Source organism: Mesorhizobium sp. M1C.F.Ca.ET.210.01.1.1 (assembly GCF_004791585.1).
In the GTDB taxonomy this organism is placed as follows: domain Bacteria; phylum Pseudomonadota; class Alphaproteobacteria; order Rhizobiales; family Rhizobiaceae; genus Mesorhizobium.
In genome coordinates, this window is sequence record NZ_SRUU01000040.1 from 12,797 (window position 1) to 35,070 (window position 22,274).

The following is a 22,274-nucleotide window of genomic DNA, read 5'->3' on the forward strand; positions in this document are numbered from 1 at the left end:
TTTCTTGTTCTTGTCAGTGCACCCTGGTCATGCCGTTCTCAGCGCATGACGAAGGGATCGGGGATCGGCTCGTCCGAGGTCTTGATCCAGACGGATTTCGAGCGCGTGTAGTCTCTGATGGCATCGAGCCCACCCTCGCGGCCGAGGCCCGACAGGCCGTAGCCGCCGAAGGGCACGAGCGGCGACACGGCGCGATAGGTGTTGACCCAAACGACGCCGGCATGGATGTCGCGCGCCATGCGGTGCGCCTTGCCGAGATTTGAGGTGAAGACGCCGGAGGCAAGGCCGAAGGGCGTGTCGTTGGCGAGGGTCAGCGCTTCGGCCTCGGTGCCGAAGGAAAGCACGCTGAGCACCGGCCCGAACAGTTCCTCGCGCACGCAGGGCAGGTTGCTGGCGCCGGCGTCGATGATGGTCGGGGCATAGTAGAAGCCGGTGCCGGTACCGGGACGCATGCCGCCAGTGACCAGTACGCCGCCGGCAGCGATACTTTCGGCAACGATGGTTTCGATGCGGTCGCGCTGGCGCAGCGTGGCTAAAGGCCCCATCTCGGTCGCCGGGTCCTGCGGATCGCCGATGCGGATCGCTTCGGCCTTGCGCTTCAGCCGGCCGAGGAACTCATCCTTGACCGAACGCTCGATGAGCAGCCTTGATCCGGCGACGCAGCTCTGTCCGGTCGCGGCAAAGATGCCGGCGACGACCGCATTGGCGGCGCTGTCGAGGTCGGCGTCGGCGAAGACGACGACCGGGCTTTTGCCGCCGAGCTCGAGCGTCGTGTAGGCGAGGTTTTCCGCCGTGTTCCTGACGATGGCGCGCGCCGTCGACGGGCCGCCGGTGAAGGCGACACGGGCGACCAGCGGGTGGCTGGTCATGCGCCGTCCGCACTCCTGGCCGAAGCCGGTAAGGATGTTGACAGCGCCGGGTGGGAAACCGGCTTGGCTAACCAACTCGGCAAAGGCAAGCAGCGGCGCCGGTCCGTCCTCGGAGGCCTTCAATACGACCGTGCAGCCTGCCGCAAGCGCCGGGCCGAGCTTGACGGCCGAGAGGAAGAGCTGCGAGTTCCATGGTACGATCGCCGCAACCACGCCGATCGGCTCGCGGCGGATGGTGACGTCGAGATCCGCCTTGTCGATCGGCACATGCGCGCCTTCATGCTTGTCGGCGAGCCCGCCATAGTAGCGGTAATAGTCGCCGACATAGGCGATCTGGGCGCGAGTCTCGCGGATGATCTTGCCGGTGTCGCGCGTCTCCAGTTCGGCCAGCCGGCCGGCATTGGCGGCCACGAGGTCGCCGAGCCTGACCAGCAGTTTTCCGCGCGCGGTCGCCGTCATCGACGCCCAAGGTCCGGAGCGTAGCGCGCGATGCGCGGCCGCGACGGCGCGGTCGACGTCGACTTCGCTCGCCGCCGGCATCGTCGCCCACGGCGCGCCGGTCGACGGATCGACGCTGTCGAAAGTAGCGGACGGCTCGTCGAAGCGGCCGTCGATGAAGTTCCTGAAGAGAGCGTCGGTCATGGGCTCGCGATCAGAGGAAGGCCGGCATCACCCGGTCGATGAACAGTTGCAGCGATTTCTTCTTGCGCTCGTGCGAAAGGCCGCTGTCGATCCAGATCGAATACTGATCGTAGCCGAGCGCCTCATAGGCTTTCAGCCGCGCGATCACTTCGTCCGCTTCGCCGATCACCAGGTTCTGACGCATATTGTCCGGCGCATATTGCGGCATGGCCGCGATCTCGTCGGCGGTCAGCGGTTCCAATATGCCTTGATGCACCGGCTTCTTGTTCTGGAACCAGGCGCCGAACTGGCAATAGAAGCTCGACAGGTCTTGGCAGAGGCGGTTCGTATCGCCCGTGTCTTCGGCCACGAAGGTGTGCATCAAGAGCATGATCTCCGGTCGTGCAACATCCGGATGGGCGGCGCAGGCGGTGTTGAAGCGCTGCATCAGGCTTGCCACTTCTTCGTCGCCGGACGCCAGCGGCGTCACCTGCACCTTGCATCTGTTGGCGACGGCAAAGTCGTGCGAGTTCGGGTCGCGCGCCGCCACCCAGATCGGCGGGTACGGCTTCTGCAACGGCTTCGGCGAGGAGGTGGTGGAAGGGAACTGCCAGAATTCGCCGGAGAACTCGAAATCGCCGTCCCAGAGGCCGCGGATTGCCGGGATGATCTCGCGCATGCGCTGGCCGGCCCCCCAGGCGTCGAGCCCGGGAAAGACGCGCTGGTATTCATAACTGTAGGCGCCACGCGCTATGCCGATGTCCAGCCTGCCGCCGGTGATGACGTCGGCCATCGCCGCCTCGCCGGCAAGCTTGATCGGGTGCCAGAAGGGCGCGATCACGGTTCCGGTGCCGAGACGAATGCGGCTGGTCTTGGCCGCCAAATAGGCGATGTTGATGAACGGATTGGGCGAGATGGTGAATTCCATCCCGTGATGCTCGCCGATCCAGGCGGTCTCGAAGCCTGCCTCTTCCGCCAGGAGGACCAGCTCTTCCAGCTCGCTCAGCAGCTCCGAATGCGGCTTGGCGAGGTCGAAGCGTTCCATATGCACGAAGAGCGAGAACTTCATCCCTGGTCACCTGTGTTGAGCGAAGCGGCATCGGAGCGGGCCAGCGGCCTCACTTCGCCTTCGACCTCGTTGCCGACATAGACGCCGAACGCATCCTCAGTGCATTCGCGCACATAGCGCGCCAGCATCGAACGGATCGCCGGATCGGCAATCTTCAACCCGTCGATCGCGTCGATGTCGATGAGGCGGATGCCACGATCGCTGGAGGCCGGCACGTCGAAGGTGCCGCGATAATAGACATGCGTGCGCGAGGCGTTGCCCGCATCGTCCCAGACGGCGAAAAGAAAGCCGAGCTGGGCCTCGATGGACTTTGCGGCCAGAAGCCCGTTGAGGCTGTTGCCGTCGCTTGCCGAGCCCAGTCCCCGGCCGCGCGGCAATTCGAGGAAGCCGTCCGTCGTTTCCAGGAACAGGATGCGGCCGCCATTTTCGAGAATGGCGCCGACATCGGTGCCGGGCTGGGCGGCGGCCAGCGCCTCTTGGCTGAGGCCAGGCGTGATGTAGGCGCCGCGGCAATAGCCGAGCGGCTGCGCGGAATTGTGCTGGAAGTCGCGGACGCGGCCGATGAGGATCGAATGATCGCCGGCCTCGACCAGGCGCTCCATATCGCAGTCGAAGCAGGCGACCGAGCCATCCAGAATGGGGCTGCCGGTTCGTCCCGGCTGCCAGTCGACCGAGGCGAATTTGTCCGGCGCCTTCGAGGCGAAGATGCCGGAGGCCGATTTCTGGCTCTCGTTGAGCACGTTGATGGCGAAGCTCTTCGATGTCGCGAACACCGGATGTCCCAGCGCCTTGTGGGCGATGCACACCAGCACCAGCGGCGGATCGAGCGACACCGAGGTGAAGGAGTTGGCGGTGAAGCCGCGCGGCTCGCCCTCCGGCCCGATCGTGGTGACGATGGTGACGCCGGTCAGGAAGGAGCCGAGCGCGCGGCGGAACTCGCCGCTGTCGAACCCGGCGTCCGCTGCCGCTCCATTGGTCTGCCCGGCCGTTTCGCCCTCCGCGAGGAAGTCGGCGATGTGGCGCGTGGTCAGATCGGGCGCCGCCACCGCCATCATGTGCCGCTCGCCTGCAAGCACGGTGCAGCGGCCCTGCGGCGCCAGCCGTGCCATCGCGGCCGACATTGCCGGCGAGGAATTCCTGTCATCCGAGCCGGTGATGAACAGGGCGGGCATGGCCAGCGTTTGCAGACGATCGGCGTGATCGCCATCGGCGCGGGCGAACAGGCGATAGGTGCGGGCGTAGCCCTCGGGGTCGACCTTGCTCAACGCGGCTGCTGTCTTTGCGGCGGCTGCCATGAGTCCGGCCGGAACCGGATCGCCGAACCAGCGCGCGATGGTCTGCGCGGCGCCCGCCGCGTCGCCGCGGCCGGTGAGGGCGGCGGCGCGCTCGCGGACGGCTTCGGCCAGTTCGGGCGGCCGGCGGAAGACGGCGTTCAGCGACACGATGCGGCTGACGCGCTCCGGAGCTTGCAGAGCGAGTTCCTGCGCGACCAGCGCCCCCATCGAATGGCCCACGACAGACACCTTGGCGAGGCCGAGATGGTCGAGCAGCCGGATCGCCTGCCTGGCGTAGTCGGCGAGTTCCGCAGCTTCCGGCGGCAGCGGCGAGCGGCCGTGGCCGAGCATGTCGATGGCGATGACGTCGAAGCGGTCGGCCATGCGCTCGATCTGCGGCTGCCAGATCGCCGCGTTCATGCCGACGCCGTGAATGAACAGCACAGGCGCGCCCGATCCGGCACGGACGAAGCTGGTGCCGTCGGGCGCGGCACCTTCAATCCACTCGGGTGCGACGGCGTCAGCCATGCAGATCCCCGAGCTCCTTGAGGTCCTGGTAGCGGTCGCCGATGCGGTGATGCGGTCGTCCGCCGATCGAAGCGCCGAGCGCCACGATCAGTTCGTCCGGCGCCGGCGCATCGCCGATCTGGAAATGCACTGTCAGGTAATGCGAACGCCGCCCCTCGTCGTTCTTGTCCATCAGCGGGATCATGATCGGCGTGTTCGGCCCGCCACGCAAATTGGTGAAGGCGAGATAGGTCTTGGCGCCGACGGCGCGGCGATAATGGTTGCCGAAATGCAGCGTGTGGATCAGCGCCGAGGCGTGCTCGATCTCGCCCGAGGTGCCGCATATGGCGGCCTTGCCGTAGCCTTCGATCGCCTCGCCCGAACCGGCGGCGGCGATGATCTCGCGCGTCAGCATTTCTCCCAGCACTGGCGCACAGGCGCGGATTTCGGGCGAGAGGTCCTCGGTGAAGCCGCGTCCCGCCCAAGGGTTCGTCAGCACCGCGGCGACGCCGATCAGGCGCAGCGGGCGGGGGGCCGCCTTGCCGCCTTCGATCAGCGTGTTCTCCGTGTAGGTGACGATCTTGCGAATGGCTGGCTGCATGAAATCCTCTGTCGGGCGACGCTGCGAATTCCTATGTCGTCTTATGGTATACCATACTATGGAGCGCCGAGTACCTTGTCAACTCGCTATGGAATCTGTTTTCGTGGCGGACCCAGGGAGGCAGCACATGCAGGACGATTCGCTTCGCATCGATCGCAGCGCCAAGACATTGAGAACATTGGCGTTGGAGCGCATGCGCGAAGCCATCATGGACTTCCATTTCCAGCCCGGTGAAAGGCTGGTCGAGCGGCCGCTTTGCGACCAGCTCGGCGTCAGCCGTTCGGTTGTGCGCGAGGTTTTGCGGCAACTGGAGGCGGAAGGTCTGGTGCAGATGATCCCCGGACATGGGCCGGCCGTGGCCAAGCCGGATCTCGGCCGGACCGACGAAATCTACGAGCTCCGGGCCTTGCTCGAGGGGATCGCGGCGCGCGCCTGCGCGCTATCGGCGACCGACGCGCAGCTGGCCGTCCTTGAAGGGGCGCTTGAAAATCTGTTCGCGGCCTGGGCGTCCGGCAAGCCGCCGGCGGTAATGCGGGCGACGACCGGGTTCTACGAAGCGCTGTTCGAGGCCGCGGACAAGCGCGTCGCCTGGGAGATCGTCAGCGGGCTGAACGTGCGTATCAACCAACTGCGTTCGATGACGATCGCCTCGGCAAACCGTCGTGAGCCGGCGATCGCCGAGATGAACGCGATCATGGACGCGATCCGGGCGCGCAGGCCGGAGGAAGCGGAAGCCGCGGCGCGGCGACACGTCGAATCCGCCTGGAAGATCGCGCGGGACAAACTGCGCCTTGACCCTCGCTAGCCATCCGACACTGCCAAAAAATCGGATCTCGCCACCGGGTAGTGGGTCAGCCGCGCGTTACGTCGGCAATGGCCGCTGGTGTTACTGACAAGCTTTGGGAAATTGATGATATTGTCGCGCTGATCGAGGCTAAAGAGGCAGAGAAGCCTCTGGTTCGCGGCCCCTGCGAAAAGTCCTGATCAAGGCGGTTGGCGTTGATGAGGAGATCACGGGGCGGGTGGAGGTCAAGGAAGTGCGCCCCGACAAGCCGATCTGCAAGATCGAGACCAGCCTGCGCAATGGCCAGGGCGAGCTTTGTCTCACCGGCACCGCGACGGTGTTCACCGTGCCGTTGCAGGGTGCATGAGCGCGGTGGATGGCCAGCGGGCCGGCATGGCCGCCGACGGCGAACGCTGGCGCGTGCTGTCGCTGCTTTGCCTGGCGGTCGTTCTGTCGCTGACCACCTGGTTCTCGGCGACCGCCATCCTGCCCGAATTGAAGCAGGAGCTTGCGCTCGGCCCCGGCGGTGAGGCCTGGCTGACCAACGGCGTTCAGGTCGGCTTCGTGACAGGCGCGCTGGCGGCGAGCCTGGTCAACCTTCCAGACCTGGTGCGGCTCAGCCGCCTGATGGCAGCCGCGGCGCTGGCCGCCGCGCTTGCCAATGCAAGCCTGCTGCTCCACCCCGGGCCGGGCGGCGTCATCGCCGCGCGCATCGTCACCGGCATGGCGCTTGCCGGCGTCTATCCGCCGGCGCTGAAGCTGGTCGCCACCTGGTTCACGCGCGACAGGGGGCTGGCGCTTGGCGCGATCATCGGCGCGCTGACGATCGGCTCGGCGCTGCCGCATCTCTTCCGCGCCGTTTCGACTTCGTTCGACTGGCGGCCGGTGGTTGCCGCCGCCAGCGTGGCGACGGCGATCGGCGCGCTGCTGTTCCTGCTTTTCGCCAGGGAAGGTCCCTATCCCTTCGGCAAGGCCGTGTTCGAGCCGTCGCGCATCGGCCGGGTGTTTCGCGAGCGCCCGCTGCTCTTGGCCAATCTCGGTTACCTTGGCCATATGTGGGAGCTCTACGCCATGTGGGCCTGGCTGCTTGCCTATACGCGCGCGGCCTTCGAGGCGCAGGCGATCGGATCGGCCGCGGCCGCCTCGCTTTCGACCTTCTTCTTCGTCGCCTCGGGCATCCTCGGCTGCCTGATGGGTGGCTATCTGTCGGACCGCATCGGCCGCACCGCGACGACCGCCGGCATGATGATCGTCTCGGGAAGCTGCGCGCTGCTGATGGGTTTCCTGTTTGCCGGTCCGCTCTGGCTCTTCATGCTGGTCGCCGTCGTCTGGGGCATTTCGGTGATCGGCGATTCGGCGCAGTTCTCCGCCGCCGTTACGGAACTCGGCGACCGCCGCTTCGTCGGCACCGCGCTGTCGCTGCAGCTTGGGCTGGGTTTCGCGCTGACGGTGCTCGCCATCTGGCTGACGCCGCGCTTTGCCGACTTCATCGGTGGCTGGCGCTGGGCATTTCTGTTGCTGGTCCCAGGCCCGCTTCTCGGAGCGGCCGCCATGCTATGGTTGCGAAACTTGCCTGAGAGCGTGAAAATGGCGGGCGGTCTCCGTTAGGGAGGCGCTGCCGATCACCATGACGCGCATCAGCCTGCCGGGGCATCGGATGCCGGGCCTCGAAAACAGCCTGTCGGAAAACCAGTCGATCCTCGGCACCATCCGCGCGGTTTTCGGCCTGACGTTGAAGCGAGCCGAAGTCAGGTGCCGGAGTTTGCCGCCAGCTCGGCAGCCTGCTTCATCTTGAGGAGTTGCTGCGCGGCGGCCGCGTTGTCGCCGCCGCCCTCCACATGCACGGTGGGAACGGCGATCTTGATGCCGTTCTCGTCGAACGCCTTCTTGATCATCATGAACGCTCGCCGCTTGATGCCGAACTGAGTTCCCGGCTTGGTCATCAGCTTCATCCTGAGGTCGATCCCGGAGTCGCCGAAGCTGTCGACACCTTGCATCTTCAGCGGCTCAATCGTGTCGGCTGCGAACTCGGGATCCGCGGCCAGCTCCTGGCCGATCTTCTTGATGAGCCTGCGAGCAAGGTCTACGTCAGAATCGTAGGTGATACTGAGAGCCATCTTGTCCATCACCCAGTCACGGCTCATGTTCTGGACGGCGCCGAGCTCGCCGAACGGCACGGTGAAGATCGGGCCGCGGTGATGCCGCAGCCTGACCGACCGCAGGCTGAACGATTCGACAGTGCCCTTATAGCTGCCGCTCTGGATATACTCGCCGACACGGAAGGCATCGTCGACCATGTAGAAAACGCCGCTCAGGATGTCCTTGACCAGTGTCTGCGAACCGAAACCGACGGCTACGCCGAAAATGCCCGCGCCGGCGATCAGGGGTGCGATCTGCACGCCGAGTCCGGACAGGATCGTCAGCACGCTGACGGCCGCGATGAAGACAGCCAGCACGTTGCGGAATATCGGCAGCAGGGTACGCAGCCGGTCGCTGCGGGCAAGGTCGTCGGCATCGGACCCGTCCTTTGGCGCAAGCTCCATCCGATAAGCGATCAACGCTTTCGCCAGCTGCCAAAGCAGATCCGCAACCAGGAGGACGATGATGCTGTTGAGCAGGCCTGAAATCACGATCGCGCCGGCTTCACTGCCGGCAAGGGCTGCGGCCCTGATGCGCCAGAGATAGGCGAGCCAGGCGACCGCAGCGCCGATCACCGCTGCCCTGGCACCCCTGACGATGATCACGTTCAGCATGGTGCCGAGGGCACCGCTGCGCTGCGCTCTGCCGGCGATAGCCTGTGCGACGTTGCCAACCCCACTCACCGCCGCCGGCAACAGCAACGCATAGAGGCCGAGCCACAGCACGCCGAGCAGTCCTGCCACCCAGGCCAGCCAAAGCGCGATCAGATAAAGCGTCAGCAGCGATTGCCTGGCAGCGGATGCTGTCCTGGCCGGCCGTCGCCAGACGATCTCGATGCCGATGGCCAACATGCCCAGGCCGCAAAACAGGGCAGCCACCCGCGCCACGTCGATGGAGAAACCGATGCTGGGCATGAGGCTGACCAGGGCCCAGCCGAACAGCAGAAAGCCGGCGATGAGGCTCACGCGCCGAAGCCAGAACCGCTGTGCGATCTCAGCTGCGACGGGGATTGCCGTCGGCGTCCCAGCCGACGGTCTGTTTCCCGCGCCGGCAAGTCCAAACAGCAATCTGACGATTGCGCGGACGACACGCAGGGCGATGAAGGCGAGCAACAAGGTCAGCACGATGCGGCGCAGCAAAGGCGGCCATTCGAAGGCAAGGAACGAACCGATGCCGGCCAAGGCAAACGTCAGCAAGGCCGCGACCTCGGACAGAGCCGCCTGTCCAGGGTCGACTGTTCCGTCGGAACCGTCCCGCGCCAAAGCACGGTGGACCAGCAACTCGGCGCCGGAGCCGACGGCAATCAGAACCGACAGGATCAGGATCACCAGGCCGGGCCTGCCTGAATTCACGTCGCGCGAGATGGCGCCGGCGGCGTTAGCGAGCTCCTGCGGGATGCGGGGAATGGCGCCGGCGAGCGCGCCGAAACGTGCGTGGACGGCTGCCTCCCAGCTCGAGATCGTGTCGGCTAGCGATGCGGCAGGCGGCTCCTCGGCGGCCGGCGGTATCTTTCCTTCCAGCCATACCTTCACCTCCGGGTCGGATAGCAGGTCGAGGAACTGCCGTGCCTTTTCGGGCGGCACGCCGACGGGAGGTTGCTGGGCCCAGGAGGTCCCAGGCAGCACCCAAAGGAAAATCGCAACGACAGCCGACAGCACAATGCCAATTCGAGTGGGCAGTGCGTTGCTCATCGAGCGCTCCGGCTACTTCCACTCAATGCACGTGCACAACCACGTAGCGTCCGCCATAGGGCTGATAATAGGTGCTGCCGCAGTGCCACAGCACAACGCCGTTAATTGAGCTCTTCACACACCCCGCGGGGAGCCTGGCAACGTAAATAGTCGAACGGCGGATCGTGCGGCGTGTCGTACGCCTCGCGACCCCTGCGACACTGCCGGGCGTGAGCGGACGGCCAACTTTCGCCTGCGCGTCGCCGATGACGGGGGCGAACGGTACAATGGCGTCGATGACGCCCGCAAACATCAAGCCGACGACGATCCCGGTAGCGCCGGTCAGTCTCAAGTTAGGTCTTATCATTTTTGCATCCTCCCAAAAGCTCACCACTCAGTTTCGCGGCCGATATGACCACGCGCCCGACGCAAGCCTGTGCCAAACCCGAGATCGGGCCTCGCCCACTCACTGATCCCCGCATGCCAGGGGCGGTTTTTGTTAGCATTTTAGAATATACTAATTATAAGGCGCTACTTCTATCCGGATTGCGCAAATTTCATCGAAACTGCTTGCAACGATAACGCGGCGCAAATCTCGGCATGCGTTACGCCCTGGTCATGATCTCCCGGCACGCTGAAGTGTTTCCTTCGGAGACTCGCCGAAGAACAGGCGATAGTTCGTCGCGAAGCGGCCCAGATGATTTACCCCCACATCCATAGCAATCGTTGTAACGCTCAAGCCGTTTGCACGTGCAGTGGTAAGGAGTCGTCTGGCTTCGTTGAGGCGGAGCGCTCTGATGAACTCTAGCGGGGTCGCAGCGAATGTGGTGCGAAAGGCGTACTCCAACTGCCGGCGGCTGGCACCGATTTCCTTGCACAGTCGAACAATGGGTATGTCTTCCCGGATATGCGAGCGGATGAAATCCTCGGCCGCCGACGCTTGTCTAAAATGCCGACTCGCGGAACCTGCTGTCCCGGTCCCACGACTATCTGTGCCCGCAAACGCGTCAGCCAACAGCCCCAGATATTCCACGAATGCACCTGGAGGCTGCTCAAGCAGAATTGGATCGCATGCAGCTGTCCCGAGGTGGTCTGCCATCGACTTCATCTGGCTTCTTATTCTTTGCGCTTCGTCGGCGGCGAGCCGAACTGCCGCGGGGCGATCGTTGATATGTTCGAGAACCATGCCCGCGGCAATCGACTGGATTTCCATCCAGGTCGCGGTCGGAACAATGGCGACTGCGTAAGTGAGACCGGGCCGGACGGTCGCCGTCACGCTCGTGCCGGCAGGGATTGCCAGGACCAAGTCGTCTTCGAGCGGAATGCCGCATATTGTCGACCCGCAGGCCCGCTCGATAGCCACCAACGCCACCGAGCCTGGATCGAAACCGCCTCTGGCGCGGAAGGCGCAATTGAATTCTGGCAGGTCGAGCGCCCACTTGCCGGGGGACTGGATTTGCCGGATGCGCGAGGGGAGCCAGCCTGCGGAAAGCCTGTCGACCGTCACGGGCAGACCAGAGGCGGCGCTGGTAAGGTCGTCAGGGCCAAGTAGCACATCCCTGTACGAAGGCGATGAAGGCCACGTGGTCAAGCAAGGCGTCCTTTGCGCAAAGTGGATAGCAGGACGGTTATATTAGGTATAGCTTAAGCGCAAATTGCGCGAGGTCAATTGGCGCGCAAATACCGCCGACGAACGGCTTAGTGGGGGTATCGCGTGCGCCCAGATTGACAGAGCGCGCTGGGTGAGGGTTCATCCAGTATCGAGGCCGAGTCTCAGTTCTGTGCAGTCGGGGCTGCAAAGACGACAAGTGGGGACGATGATGAAGAAGTTTCGTTTGGCCGCCTTGGCAACGACAGGCGTGTTGGTACTTGGTTGGGCCAATGCCTTCGCAGCGGATTTCACCAAGCCGCAGGATGAAGGTTGGACCTTTACTGTCGCCCCATATCTATGGGCGTCGGGCATCAAGGGCGAAAGCGGCCTCTTCGGATTCCCGCCTCAGGATGTCGATGTGAGCTTCAGTGACGTGCTGAACCACCTCAAATTCGGGTTTATGGGGCTCGCGGAAGCTCGCAACGGGCCGTTCACGATCAGCACGGACATAGTGTACGCCGAGCTCGACGCCAACATAGGCACCCCGAAGGGAATCCTCGCGTCCAATATTGATGCGACGGTGAGCACGTTCATGGGGACGGCGCTCGGTGGTTACAGTGTTTACTATCAGGATGGAGCGAATTTCGATCTTGTGGCCGGCGCCCGCCTCTGGTCGGTCGACAACCGTTTCGACTTCCATGGCGGTCTGCTGGACGGCACGTCAGCGAGTGACGGCGATACATGGGTGGATCCAGTGATCGGCGCCAAATTCAAGGCCGATCTCGGTAATCGGATCTACCTGGCGGGCTGGGGCCTTGTCGGTGGTTTCGGCGCAGGTTCCAAATCCATGTGGGATGTGATGGGCGGCGCCGGCTATCAGTTCAACGACAAGATGTCGATGTTCGTCGGCTATCGGGCCGTGCACGACAACTATAGCCACGACGGCTTCGTGAACAAACTCACTCAGCAGGGTCCTATGCTGGGTTTCACCTATCAATTCTCGGCCGCCCGATAGGGGATTGACCTGAGATGCTCGGCGCCTGTGCTTAGTGCTGGGCTGCTTCCGTTTCTATGGCTGAATTGACGTACTGACTTGCTGTGCACGTCGGTTACCGGTCGGCGATGGCGCTACGGCGCAGGGCAGTCCTGTCTCGCAGAGCCGTAGCAGCTCACCTGTTCCAATTTCTGGCGCCGCCCAACTTCATCCAGGCCAGTGCCATGTTCTCGGTGGTGTTTTTCGTCAAGTTCGACGAATTGGATATCCAGCCGTGGAAGATCGTAATTCTGGTCCCCGTGCTGTTTTCGATGTCCTGCCATACCTCGCATTTGGAGTGGATTGGCAAGGCGCTAACGGTGGGCCAAGGCGGGCAAGCAAGCGAGATCGTGCGTTCGGGGAAGAGCGCCTGAGCTACCACATAAAAAGCTGCTCTTATCGTCGGCCGTGGCCGGGCATACCTCCAAGGCCGCATTGGCAGGCTCTAACGACACGTCGCCATGCGAAGCGACGCAGACCAGAGGCCAAAAAATACATCCTTTGCGCAAAGTGGATAGCAGGAGGGTTGTATTAGGTATAGCTTAAGCTCGAATTGCGCGAGACCAAATAGCGCAGGAATATCGCCGATGTACGGCGAACGGGGAGCATGACCAGGCAGGACCATTTGGAGGCATGCGCACAGGGGCATCGAGCGCCCGGCGGCGATCGTGCCTTGTGGAGCCGGCGGCTTCCTGGAGAAGCCATGGCGGTGCTGACACGCTTTTTTCGGAATCCAAGAGATATCGCGGCAAGCCGGCGGCCGATGTCGATGTCGAGAACGTTCGCTGCCCCTTGGGTTCCAAGGAAATGATCCGCGCCAGAACGCTAGACGCGCCATTGTTTTGAGTAGGACGGTATGAATTAGCAGAGCAGGGGCACAACATGAGCAACGATCGTGACTTCCCGGCCGAAGCCGGTACCACCAACAAAATCACGCGGCGCGACGCATTGATGGCCGGCACGGCCGCAGCCCTTACACGATTTGCCGCGCCCGTTGGCCTTTCGGGGGCGCTCGCTGGCCTTGCCAGCGTTCAGGCTGCGGCAGCTCAGCCTTCGCGGCCTAACATTGTCTTCATCGTTACGGACGATCAGGGGTGGAAAGACGTCGGTTACCATGGCTCAGACATCAAGACACCCAACATCGACAAGCTCGCCGCGGAGGGGGCGAAGCTCGAAGAATATTACGTGCAGCCGATGTGTACGCCAACGCGTTGCGCCCTCATGACCGGCCGCTATCCGCTACGCTATGGTATGCAAGTTGGCGTCGTCCCTGCTGCGGGGACCTATGGCCTTCCGCTTGACGAAACCCTTCTTCCGCAAGTCCTCAAGGACGCCGGTTATCAAACGGCGATGAGTGGCAAATGGCACCTTGGCCATGCCAAGACGGATTACTGGCCGAAACAACGTGGATTCGATTCATTCTATGGGGCCACAGTCGGCGAGATCGACCATTTCAAACATGCTTCGCATGGTATCGCGGACTGGTACAGGAACAACAAGCCGATCAAGGAGCAGGGTTTCGACAACATCCTGTTCGGTCAGGAGGCTGTCCGGGTCATCAACACCCACGATCAGAAAAAGCCACTCTTTCTATACCTCGCATTCACCGCGCCCCACACGCCCTTCCAGGCTCCGAAGGAGTATCTCGACCACTATAAGAACATCGCCGACGAGAACCGGAGAACCTATGCCGCCATGATCTCGGTGATCGATGACGGGGTAGGAAATGTCGTGGCCGCCCTCGAGAAGAAGGGGATTCGCGACAACACCCTTATCGTATTCATGAGCGACAACGGCGGCGTCATCAACTCGATGTTTACGGGTGACTCGAAGGTGGAAGGCAAACTTCCCGCCAACAATGGTCCCTATCGTGACGGCAAAGGTACCCTCTATGAGGGAGGCACTCGCTCGGTTGCCTTCATGAACTGGCCCGGCAAGATCAAGCCTGGTGTCTTCAACGGCCTTATGCACGTCGTCGACATGTTGCCAACGCTGGCTGGGCTGGCTGGTGCCAAGCTCGACAAGAACAAGCCGCTGGACGGCATGGATATGTGGCCGGCCATCAGCGATGGAAAACCTTCGCCGCGCACGGAGATCGTCTACAACGTTGATCCGATGTCCGGCGCGGTACGTGAGGGCGATTGGAAACTCGTATGGTCAGCAACGTTGCCGCAAAAGATCGAGCTTTTTGATCTGGCCAAGGACAAATCGGAAGCCACCAATCTGGCTGACAAGGACCCTGACAAGGTCAAGGAGTTGCAGGCAAGAATTACCGAGCTTGCGAGCCAGATGCAGCCTCCGCTGTTGCTGAAAGAAGCGGTGCGGTTGACGTACTTCACACCTCTGGTGACACCGAGCCCGCAAGAAATGTTCGCTGCGGGGGACTGAAAGGCGGATGAAATCTTTCGTCCAAGCGAGGTCACCCTTTGACGGCGCCGCCGCAACTGCTCATGAAAGCAGTGCGGCCTCGCCACCGATGGCGGCCGATCCGTCAACGCTGCTCAGCCCGGGGGACTGAGGGCTACGACAATCAACACGACTGGGAACCGGCTCCAGTTGCGCATTCACGAGCGGTTCCAGTCTCAACAAAGGCTGGACGGTCGTCGACATGAAGAACGACTGGAACCGAATTTGCGGCTTCGTCAAATGACAGGATGACACGCGCAATGAACCAGCATACGGCGAAGCGGCTTGCCTCACCCGATCGACAGCGCGGGCCTGGGGGCGAGGCTCCGCACCCCGATATGGTCTGGATTCCCGGTGGCGAGTTCCTGATGGGCTCGGACCGGCACTATCCTGAAGAAGCCCCAGCGCATCGCGCTCGCGTCGACGGCTTCTGGATGGACCGCTGCACCGTGACCAATCGCCAGTTCGAGCGCTTCGTCGCCGAAACCGGATATGTGACGCTGGCGCAGAAGCCGGCGAACGCAGTCGACTATCCCGGCGCAAAGCCGGAGATGCTCGTGCCTTCCTCGGCCATGTTCAAACCGCCGCCTGCGCCGGTCGGCACCCATAACCACTACGCCTGGTGGATATACGTTGCCGGCGCAAACTGGCGCCATCCCCGGGGACCGGCTAGCTCGACCGCGAAACTCAAGGACCATCCTGTCGTGCACATCGCCTACGAGGATGCGGAAGCCTATGCGAGCTGGGCCGGGAAGGCGCTGCCAACCGAGGCCGAGTGGGAGTTCGCCGCGCGCGGCGGGCTGGACGGCGCCGAATTCGTATGGGGCGACGAACTGACCCCGGGAGGCCAGCATATGGCCAATACCTACCAAGGCGAGTTCCCGTTCCGCAACGATTGCGAGGACGGCTACGAATGGACCGCGCCGGTCGGCTCGTTCCCGGCAAACGGCTATGGACTCTATGACATGGCCGGCAATGTCTGGCAGTGGACTGTCGACTGGTATCAGGAGCATCGCCGGATCGAGAGCCCCTGTTGCACGATGGACAATCCCCGCGGCGGCGAGCGCGAGGCGAGCGTCGACCCGCTGACGCCCGACATCAGGATTCCGCGCAAGGTCACCAAGGGCGGGTCCTTCCTATGCGCCCCCAGCTACTGCCGGCGCTACCGCCCGGCCGCTCGCATGGCGCAGTCGGTGGACACATCGACCTGTCACCTCGGCTTCCGCTGCATCACGCGCCCAGCCTGATGAAGGCTGCACCTGCGCTCGGCAAGTGCCATTGCGCGGAGAAAGTCCGAGACCGCGGGTCCGGGCAAATGCGCGGGCAGGTTAGAGCAATTCCAGGAAAAGTGTGGAACGGTTTTCCGTCCGGAATTGCGTAAAAACAAAGAGATAAGCGATTCGGCGTTTCCGTGAAACTCTGAACCGCTCTAGCGGAACGATACCGGCCCTGTTTCAGGCCCGCGGATACCGCCGAAGATACCAAGGCCTCGGCCCGTTGGACGAAGTTTGCCGAACCGCGATGAAATTCGCTGAAGCACGACTTCCGTGCCGAAGAGGGGATGCTGCCAGAGGCGGAATCCAAGTAGACGAAATCTGGTTTTATTTTCAGGTAGTTGAGGATTGCGCAGCGGTAATGGCGACCAACAAAATATTTCTATGGCTTGGTTCGGTTCCTGAATATCACGCCAGCTAAACGCCAACCACCAGCGCCCCGCCCGTCAAGCCGGCGCCGGCCGCTGCGAGCAGCAATTTCTCGCCCGCTCGAATGGGATTAGCGCTATGAGCAACCGACAATGACAGAGGTATCGTCGCGGCCGACGAGTTGCCGTAGTCGGCGATGGTCTTGACGATCCGCTTATCCTCGATGCCGAGCGACTTGCCGACGGCGTTGAAGATGCGGGCATTTGCCTGGTGCGGCACGAAGCGCGCGACGTCCGGCGCCGAAAGGCCGGCCGAGGCCAGCGCCTCGAGGGAACAGCGGCTCATCATCTCCACGGCCTTGGCGAAGACGTCACGGCCGTTCGCGATCGTCATGCGGGTTTCTGCGGCGTCGATTTCGTCGGAGAACGGACGGTTGCTGCCACCCGCCGGGATGTGGATCAGGTCGTAGGCGGAGCCGTCCGCGGCAAAAGAGGAGCCGAGGATGCCGTGGCCGGGATCGCTTGAGGGGGCGAGCACCACGGCGCCCCCGGCATCGGCGAACAGTACGGCGCTCGCCCGCTCGGCCGGGTTGATCCGGCGGCTCAAAATGTTGGCGGCGATGACGATGGCCGGCTTGTTGTGCAGGCGAACGAAGCCGTCGGCGAAGGTCAAGGCATATATGAATCCCGCGCACGCGCCCGCCAGGTCGACCCCGCCGGCCTTTTCGAGGCCGAGCCTGTGCGCCACTAGCGGCGCGCTCGGCGGCAGCAGGTGGTCAGGCGTCGAAGTCGCCAGCAAAAGCAGACCGATCTCCTTGCGATCGATCCCGGCTGCCTCCAGAGCCATGGCGCCCGCCTTGGCCGCCAGACCCGAAAGCGTGTCGCCGGGCTCAGCCCAGAAACGCGAGCAGATGCCGGTGCGCCCCTCGATCCAGCCTGCGTCCAGCCCGAGGCTCGTCTCGATCTCGGCATTGGCGACCCGGCGCGCCGGCACGTGATGGCCAAGGCCAATGATGCGCGCGGTGCGGTTCATCTCCTGTCGCCTGCAAGCTCGGCCGCCTCGTCTATTGCCGCGTAGAGGCGGTCGAGCTCATCCGAAGTCACGCAGTAGGGCGGCAGCAGGTAGATGACGTTGCCGAGAGGCCGCACCAGCAATCCTCGTTCGAGGAAGAAGGCGCGCAGCCTTGGGCCGACCTCAGCGAGATAGCCTGCATTGCCGACGCTGAGATCGAGCGCGGCAATGGTGCCGGTCGTGCGCACATTCTCGAAACGCGCGTCACCCTTGAACCGCGCAATCTTCTCCGCCTGCATCCGCGACAACGCGACAACGCGCTCCGCCACAGGCTCGTCGTTCCAGATGCCGACATTCGCAAGTGCCGCCGCGCAGGCGATCGGGTTCGCCGTGTAGGAGCTCGAATGGAAAAAGGTCCTGGCTCGGTCCTTTGAGTAATGCGCACGAAAGATCGCATCGGTGGCAAGTGTCGCCGCAAGCGGCAATGAGCCGCCTGTCAGTCCCTTGGAGGTGCACAAAATGTCGGGCGCGATCGCTGCCTGCTCACAGGCGAAGATGGACCCGGTGCGGCCCCAGCCGGTCATGACCTCGTCGGCGATGAAAAGCGTTTCGGTGCGCTCGGCAATGCGCTTGAGTTCGGCGAGAACTGAAGCCGGATACATGAGCATGCCTCCGGCGCCGAGCACCAGCGGCTCGACGATCAGCGCGGCAACACCGCGGTCGCGCGCCAGCCGTTCGAAGGCGTCGAGCGTTTCCTGCTCCCGGCCCGCGGCGGGAAATGGGATGGTGTCGACCTCAAACAGCAGCGGCTCGTATGCGGCATTGAAGACGCCGCGCGCGCCGACGCTCATCGTGCCGATGGTGTCGCCGTGATAGCCGTGCTCCATGACGACGATGCGCGAGCGCGGCGCGCCGTTGTTGCGATGAAAGCCGAGCGCCATTTTCAGTGCCACCTCGACGCTGGTCGAGCCGCTATCGGAAAAGAAGACCCAGTCGAGGCCGGCCGGCGTCATGTCGATCAGCGCCGATGCCAATTGCTCAGCTGGCTCGTGGCTGAGGCCGGCGAAGATCACCTGGTCGAGCGCCTCGCTCGCCTCCCGGATCGCCGCCATGATTTTCGGGTGGCGGTGGCCGTGGGTGATCACCCACCAGGAGGAGATCGCATCGAGTATGCGCTTGCCCTCGCGTGTCTCGACATAGGCGCCTTCAGTGCGCGCGATCGTCGGCGGCATCGGCTCGGTGGCATGCTGGGTGAAGGGATGCCAGACCGCGGAGCCACTCATGACCGGCCCTCCGTGAAGTCGGTCGCGTTGAACGAAGCCCGCATGGCCGCGAAGAGCGCCGCCGGCGTCAGCGGGTCGACCCGCGGCAGGCGACCGAGAATGCGCACCTTGCCCATCTCGGCGATCGTCTTTTGCGTATCGGCCATCTCGTCGCCGATGAATGCGATACCGAGCAGCGGCATGGAGCGGGCACGCAGAGCCTCGAGCGAAAGCAGGGTGTGGTTGATGGTACCGAGCGCCGTGCGCGCGCAAAGAATGACCGGCAACTGCCATTCCCGGAAAATATCGATGAACCTCGTCTGCCGATTGAGCGGCACCATCAGCCCGCCGGCACCTTCGATGATGAGCGGGCCCGGCAACTCTGGAAGCGAGAGTTTTGCCGCCTCGATGGCAACGCCGTCAATTTCGGCCGACCGATGTGGCGATAGAGGCATCTTCAGACGATACACTTCCGGCACGACGCGCCCGGCGGGCAAGCCGGAGAGACGGGCAACGACTTCGCTGTCAGTCTCCTCGTCGAGACCCGATTGAACCGGCTTCCAATAGAAGCCGTCGAGCAGGCCCGCGAGGCCAGCCGAAAAAACAGTCTTGCCGACACCGGTGTCGGTGCCGGTCACGACGATCCGTGCCGTCATTGCCAGCGCTCCAGTTCCTCGGCAAGAGCATCGAACAGCGCCGAAACGTCGGCCGCGCCGACATTCAACGTCAACGAAATGCGCAGCCTCGCCGTGCCCTCCGGCACAGTTGGGGGGCGGATGCCGCGCACGTCGAAGCCGCGTGACTGCAAAGCCTCGGCCAGCGCCATGGCGCGCGCGTTGTCGCCGACGATGATCGGCAGGATCTGCGAACCGCTCGCAGGCAAGCCGAGCTCCTCGGTCCTCTTGCCCGCAAGCGTGACCAACTGGGCCAAACGCTCGCGACGATCAGGCTCCTGGGCGACGATGTCGAGGGCCGCCGCCGCTGCCACCGCCATCAGCGGCGAGGGCGCGGTGGCGTAGATGAAGGGACGGCAGCGGTTGACGAGATAGTCGCACAGCACCGCGGGAGCGGTGACCAGCGCGCCGGACGCGCCCAGCGCCTTGCCGCAAGTGTGCAGCACCACGACGTTGTCGCGGCCTTCGAAGTCGTGCGCGAGCCCGCGCCCGTCCGCGCCGTAGACGCCCGTGGCGTGCGCCTCGTCGACAAACAGGAATGCATCGTGGCGGTCCGCGACCGCGATCAGCTCGCCGAGCGGCGCCCGGTCGCCATCCATGCTGTAGAGGCTCTCGACCACGATCCAGGGTCGGCCGGCGCCGCCTCGCGCGCGCCAGGTCCGGATTGCATCGTCCACGGCACTCGCATCGTTGTGCGCGGCTTCCGCCACATCGGCGCGACCGGCCCGCGCCCCCTCATGGGCGCTGGCATGGATGAGTTCGTCCAGCACCACCAGGTCACCCTTCTGGGGCAAGGTCGTGAGCACCGCGAAATTGGCGACATAGCCACCGCCGAAGAAAAGGGCGCGCTCCGTGCCGAAGAAGCCGGCTGCCTTGGCTTCGAGCGCCTCGTGTTGCGGGTCATTGCCGCGCAGCAGCCGTGAGCCGGTCGCCCCGACGGGGGTGCCGGCGGCTAGCGCAGCCGCAACCGCTTCAGCCAGGCGGCTTGAGCGCGCGAGGCCGAGATAGTCGTTGGAGGCGAAGTCGGCGCCCGCGCGGGCGCTAAGGCTCCGTAACCGGTCCTTGCGAGCCAGCCCGCGCAAGCTGGCCTCATAGCGGTCGAGCAGCGCTCGGCCGTTCGCCCGCCGGTTCACTGGGCGTCGCGCTCCATCGGCTTGATGCCCAGCCGGCGGAACAATGCGCTGTCCTTGTCCTCTCCGGGGTTCTCTGCGGTCAGCAAGGTGTCGCCGACGAAGATGGAGTTGGCGCCGGCGAAGAAGCACAGCGCCTGCATCTCGTCGCTCATGGCCGTGCGGCCGGCGGAGAGTCGCACATGCGATTTCGGCATCATGATGCGGGCAAGCGCGATCGTGCGCACGAATTCGATCGGCTCGATGGGCTCGGCCTCGCCGAGCGGCGTGCCCTCGATGGGGATCAGCATGTTGATCGGCACGCTGTCGGGCGGCTCCGGCAAGTTGGCGAGCGTGACCAGCATGTCGATGCGGTCTGCCTTCTCCTCGCCCATGCCGACAATGCCGCCGCAGCAGACCTTGATGCCGCTGTCGCGGACGTTGGCAAGCGTGTCCAGCCGGTCTGCGAAGGTCCGGGTCGAGATAACCTCGCTATAGTAGCGCTCGGAGGTGTCGATGTTGTGGTTGTAGTAGTCGAGGCCGGCCTGCTTGAGCCGCAGTGCCTGGCCGAGGTCGAGCATGCCGAGCGTCATGCAGGTTTCCATGCCGAGCGCCTTCACGCCCTCGACCATGGCCACCACGGCGTCCATGTCGCGTTCCTTGGGGCTGCGCCAGGCGGCCCCCATGCAGTAGCGCGTGGCGCCTGCGTCGCGCGCCTTCCGGGCTTCGGCGATGACGCGTTGCACCTCCATCAGCTTCGAGGCCTTGAGGCCCGATTGATGATGCGAGGACTGGCTGCAATAGCCGCAATCCTCGGGGCAGCCGCCCGTCTTGATTGACAGCAGGCGCGAAAGCTGCACCCGGTTGGGATCGAAATTCTCGCGGTGGATCGTCTGGGCCCGGAAGAGCAGGTCGTTGAACGGCAGATCGTGGACTGCCTGTGCCGCTTCCCGGCTCCACTGGCTGGACGCTCCTCGAGTCGAGCCCAAGGCGGCATTCAACTGTAGTTCGACGTTCATGCCATCTCCATCGTTTGGATGTTCATTCGCGACCGAATTCCGGTGAACGGAGCTTCTATTGGCCAAACTGGACATTTATTGCCGGCTCATGAGCGCCGGTTTCTGTTCAAAGGTCACGCGCGTTGATCAAAGACACGCTTCGCTACCGGCAATCCAGCCCAATATCAAGGATCGGCGCGCTATGCGTGATCCATCCGACGGAAATCAGGTCGACGCCGGTTGCCGCGATCGCGCGCGCCGCCTGTGCGGTCACCCGGCCGGATGCCTCGGTGATGGCGCGGCCGCCGACCATCGCCACCGCCTGGCTCAGCTGCTCGACGGACATGTTGTCGAGCAGGACCGCGTCGGCCCCGGCCGCAAGGGCGATGTCGAGTTGCTCGAGCGTATCGACCTCGACCTCGATCTTCACCATGTGGCCGGCACGGGTGCGTGCCCGCTCGATGGCGGTGCGAACATCGCCGGCGATCGCGATGTGATTGTCCTTGATCAGCACGGCGTCGTCGAGGCCGAAGCGGTGATTGGCGCCGCCGCCGGCACGCACGGCATATTTCTCCAGCGCACGCAGGCCAGGGGTCGTCTTGCGCGTGCATACGATCTTGGCCTTATGGTCCCGCACGGCATCGACCACCGCCGCGGTCTGCGTGGCGATGCCGCTCAGATGGCAGAGCAAGTTGAGGGCCGTCCGTTCGGCCGTCAACAGCGCACGGGCGGGTCCGCGCACCGTCGCGATCACATCGCCGGCCGGGATGGCGGCACCATCCGGATGGATGATTGCGACGTCGACCCTGGGGTCGATCAGCTCGAAGGCGAGGGTGGCGACATCGATGCCGGCGATCACGCCCGGCTGCCTTGTCGCGAGCACCATCGTCGCGGTGGCGTCAGCGGGAACGATCGCGTCGGTGGTGAGATCGCCGGCGCGTCCAAGATCCTCGAGCAGGGCGGCGCGCACGAGCGGCTCCACCATCACGCGCGGCAGCGGCGTCAGCGTCATG

The 22,274-nt window shown here is 64.0% G+C and carries 20 protein-coding genes; 7 read left to right on the forward strand and 13 right to left on the reverse strand.

Going from position 1 to position 22,274, the window contains the following annotated elements:
* Positions 1-38: 38 nt before the first annotated feature.
* The 4 genes from EN853_RS29450 to EN853_RS29465 are packed head-to-tail and all read right to left on the reverse strand — an operon-like array spanning position 39 to position 4,941.
* Complete coding sequence (locus EN853_RS29450) at positions 39-1,511, reverse strand: aldehyde dehydrogenase (RefSeq protein ID WP_127862568.1); 1,473 nt, start codon at positions 1,509-1,511, stop codon at positions 39-41.
* 10 nt (positions 1,512-1,521) lie between these two features.
* Positions 1,522-2,559: an LLM class flavin-dependent oxidoreductase gene (locus tag EN853_RS29455; RefSeq protein WP_127862567.1), complete on the reverse strand. Its 1,038-nt coding sequence runs from the start codon at positions 2,557-2,559 to the stop codon at positions 1,522-1,524.
* Complete coding sequence (locus tag EN853_RS29460) at positions 2,556-4,361, reverse strand: alpha/beta fold hydrolase (protein ID WP_127862566.1); 1,806 nt, start codon at positions 4,359-4,361, stop codon at positions 2,556-2,558. The genes EN853_RS29455 and EN853_RS29460 overlap by 4 nt, the downstream gene beginning before the upstream one ends.
* Positions 4,354-4,941, reverse strand: a complete 588-nt coding sequence (locus EN853_RS29465; protein WP_127862565.1) for an amino acid synthesis family protein — start codon at positions 4,939-4,941, stop codon at positions 4,354-4,356. Before EN853_RS29465 ends, EN853_RS29460 begins: the two co-directional genes overlap by 8 nt.
* Positions 4,942-5,068: 127 nt before the next feature.
* On the opposite strand from EN853_RS29465, the gene EN853_RS29470 reads away from it, so the two are divergent.
* From EN853_RS29470 to EN853_RS29480, 3 genes are all read left to right on the forward strand, one after another.
* Positions 5,069-5,746, forward strand: a complete 678-nt coding sequence (locus EN853_RS29470) for a GntR family transcriptional regulator (protein WP_127862564.1) — start codon at positions 5,069-5,071, stop codon at positions 5,744-5,746.
* A 217-nt stretch (positions 5,747-5,963) separates the two neighbouring features.
* Positions 5,964-6,092, forward strand: a complete 129-nt coding sequence (locus EN853_RS35160; protein WP_281039876.1) for a hypothetical protein — start codon at positions 5,964-5,966, stop codon at positions 6,090-6,092.
* Positions 6,089-7,333, forward strand: a complete 1,245-nt coding sequence (locus tag EN853_RS29480; protein WP_127862563.1) for an MFS transporter — start codon at positions 6,089-6,091, stop codon at positions 7,331-7,333. Before EN853_RS35160 ends, EN853_RS29480 begins: the two co-directional genes overlap by 4 nt.
* A gap of 140 nt (positions 7,334-7,473) precedes the next feature.
* Here the strand turns inward: EN853_RS29480 and EN853_RS29485 are convergent, their stop codons facing one another.
* The 3 genes from EN853_RS29485 to EN853_RS29495 all read right to left on the reverse strand — a co-directional run bounded on the left by EN853_RS29485 (position 7,474) and on the right by EN853_RS29495 (position 11,125).
* Positions 7,474-9,555, reverse strand: coding sequence for a mechanosensitive ion channel family protein (locus EN853_RS29485; RefSeq protein ID WP_167524649.1), 2,082 nt, complete (start codon positions 9,553-9,555; stop codon positions 7,474-7,476).
* 22 nt (positions 9,556-9,577) lie between these two features.
* Positions 9,578-9,847, reverse strand: a complete 270-nt coding sequence (locus tag EN853_RS29490; protein WP_127862582.1) for a hypothetical protein — start codon at positions 9,845-9,847, stop codon at positions 9,578-9,580.
* Between the two features lie 303 nt (positions 9,848-10,150).
* Positions 10,151-11,125 carry a helix-turn-helix domain-containing protein gene (locus EN853_RS29495; protein WP_127862562.1) on the reverse strand — a complete coding sequence of 325 codons (975 nt, stop codon included), beginning with the start codon at positions 11,123-11,125 and terminating at the stop codon, positions 10,151-10,153.
* Positions 11,126-11,354: 229 nt separating this feature from the next.
* Here EN853_RS29495 and EN853_RS29500 point away from each other — a divergent pair, with 229 nt between their 5' ends.
* From EN853_RS29500 to EN853_RS29515, 4 genes are all read left to right on the forward strand, one after another.
* Positions 11,355-12,140, forward strand: coding sequence for a hypothetical protein (locus tag EN853_RS29500; protein ID WP_127862561.1), 786 nt, complete (start codon positions 11,355-11,357; stop codon positions 12,138-12,140).
* A gap of 203 nt (positions 12,141-12,343) precedes the next feature.
* Positions 12,344-12,532 (forward strand): hypothetical protein, encoded by a 189-nt coding sequence (locus EN853_RS29505; RefSeq protein ID WP_127862560.1) that lies wholly within the window; start codon positions 12,344-12,346, stop codon positions 12,530-12,532.
* A gap of 508 nt (positions 12,533-13,040) precedes the next feature.
* On the forward strand, positions 13,041-14,546 hold the full coding sequence (locus EN853_RS29510; protein ID WP_127862559.1) for an arylsulfatase: 1,506 nt from the start codon (positions 13,041-13,043) through the stop codon (positions 14,544-14,546).
* A 356-nt stretch (positions 14,547-14,902) separates the two neighbouring features.
* Positions 14,903-15,811, forward strand: a complete 909-nt coding sequence (locus EN853_RS29515; RefSeq protein ID WP_127862581.1) for a formylglycine-generating enzyme family protein — start codon at positions 14,903-14,905, stop codon at positions 15,809-15,811.
* A gap of 444 nt (positions 15,812-16,255) precedes the next feature.
* Here the strand turns inward: EN853_RS29515 and EN853_RS29520 are convergent, their stop codons facing one another.
* The 6 genes from EN853_RS29520 to nadC all read right to left on the reverse strand — a co-directional run bounded on the left by EN853_RS29520 (position 16,256) and on the right by nadC (position 22,273).
* Entirely contained in the window at positions 16,256-17,239 is a 984-nt protein-coding gene (locus tag EN853_RS29520) for a beta-ketoacyl-ACP synthase III (protein WP_127862558.1), read from the reverse strand.
* A complete protein-coding gene (locus EN853_RS29525) occupies positions 17,236-18,501 on the reverse strand; it encodes an adenosylmethionine--8-amino-7-oxononanoate transaminase (RefSeq protein ID WP_127862557.1) in 1,266 nt (421 codons plus the stop codon). Before EN853_RS29525 ends, EN853_RS29520 begins: the two co-directional genes overlap by 4 nt.
* Positions 18,498-19,136: a dethiobiotin synthase gene (gene bioD / locus EN853_RS29530; protein ID WP_127862556.1), complete on the reverse strand. Its 639-nt coding sequence runs from the start codon at positions 19,134-19,136 to the stop codon at positions 18,498-18,500. The genes EN853_RS29525 and bioD overlap by 4 nt, the downstream gene beginning before the upstream one ends.
* Entirely contained in the window at positions 19,133-20,287 is a 1,155-nt protein-coding gene (locus EN853_RS29535) for an 8-amino-7-oxononanoate synthase (protein ID WP_127862555.1), read from the reverse strand. The genes bioD and EN853_RS29535 overlap by 4 nt, the downstream gene beginning before the upstream one ends.
* Positions 20,284-21,282, reverse strand: a complete 999-nt coding sequence (bioB, locus tag EN853_RS29540; protein WP_127862554.1) for a biotin synthase BioB — start codon at positions 21,280-21,282, stop codon at positions 20,284-20,286. The genes EN853_RS29535 and bioB overlap by 4 nt, the downstream gene beginning before the upstream one ends.
* A gap of 142 nt (positions 21,283-21,424) precedes the next feature.
* Complete coding sequence (nadC, locus tag EN853_RS29545; protein ID WP_127862553.1) at positions 21,425-22,273, reverse strand: carboxylating nicotinate-nucleotide diphosphorylase; 849 nt, start codon at positions 22,271-22,273, stop codon at positions 21,425-21,427.
* Between the last annotated feature and the right edge of the window lies 1 nt (position 22,274).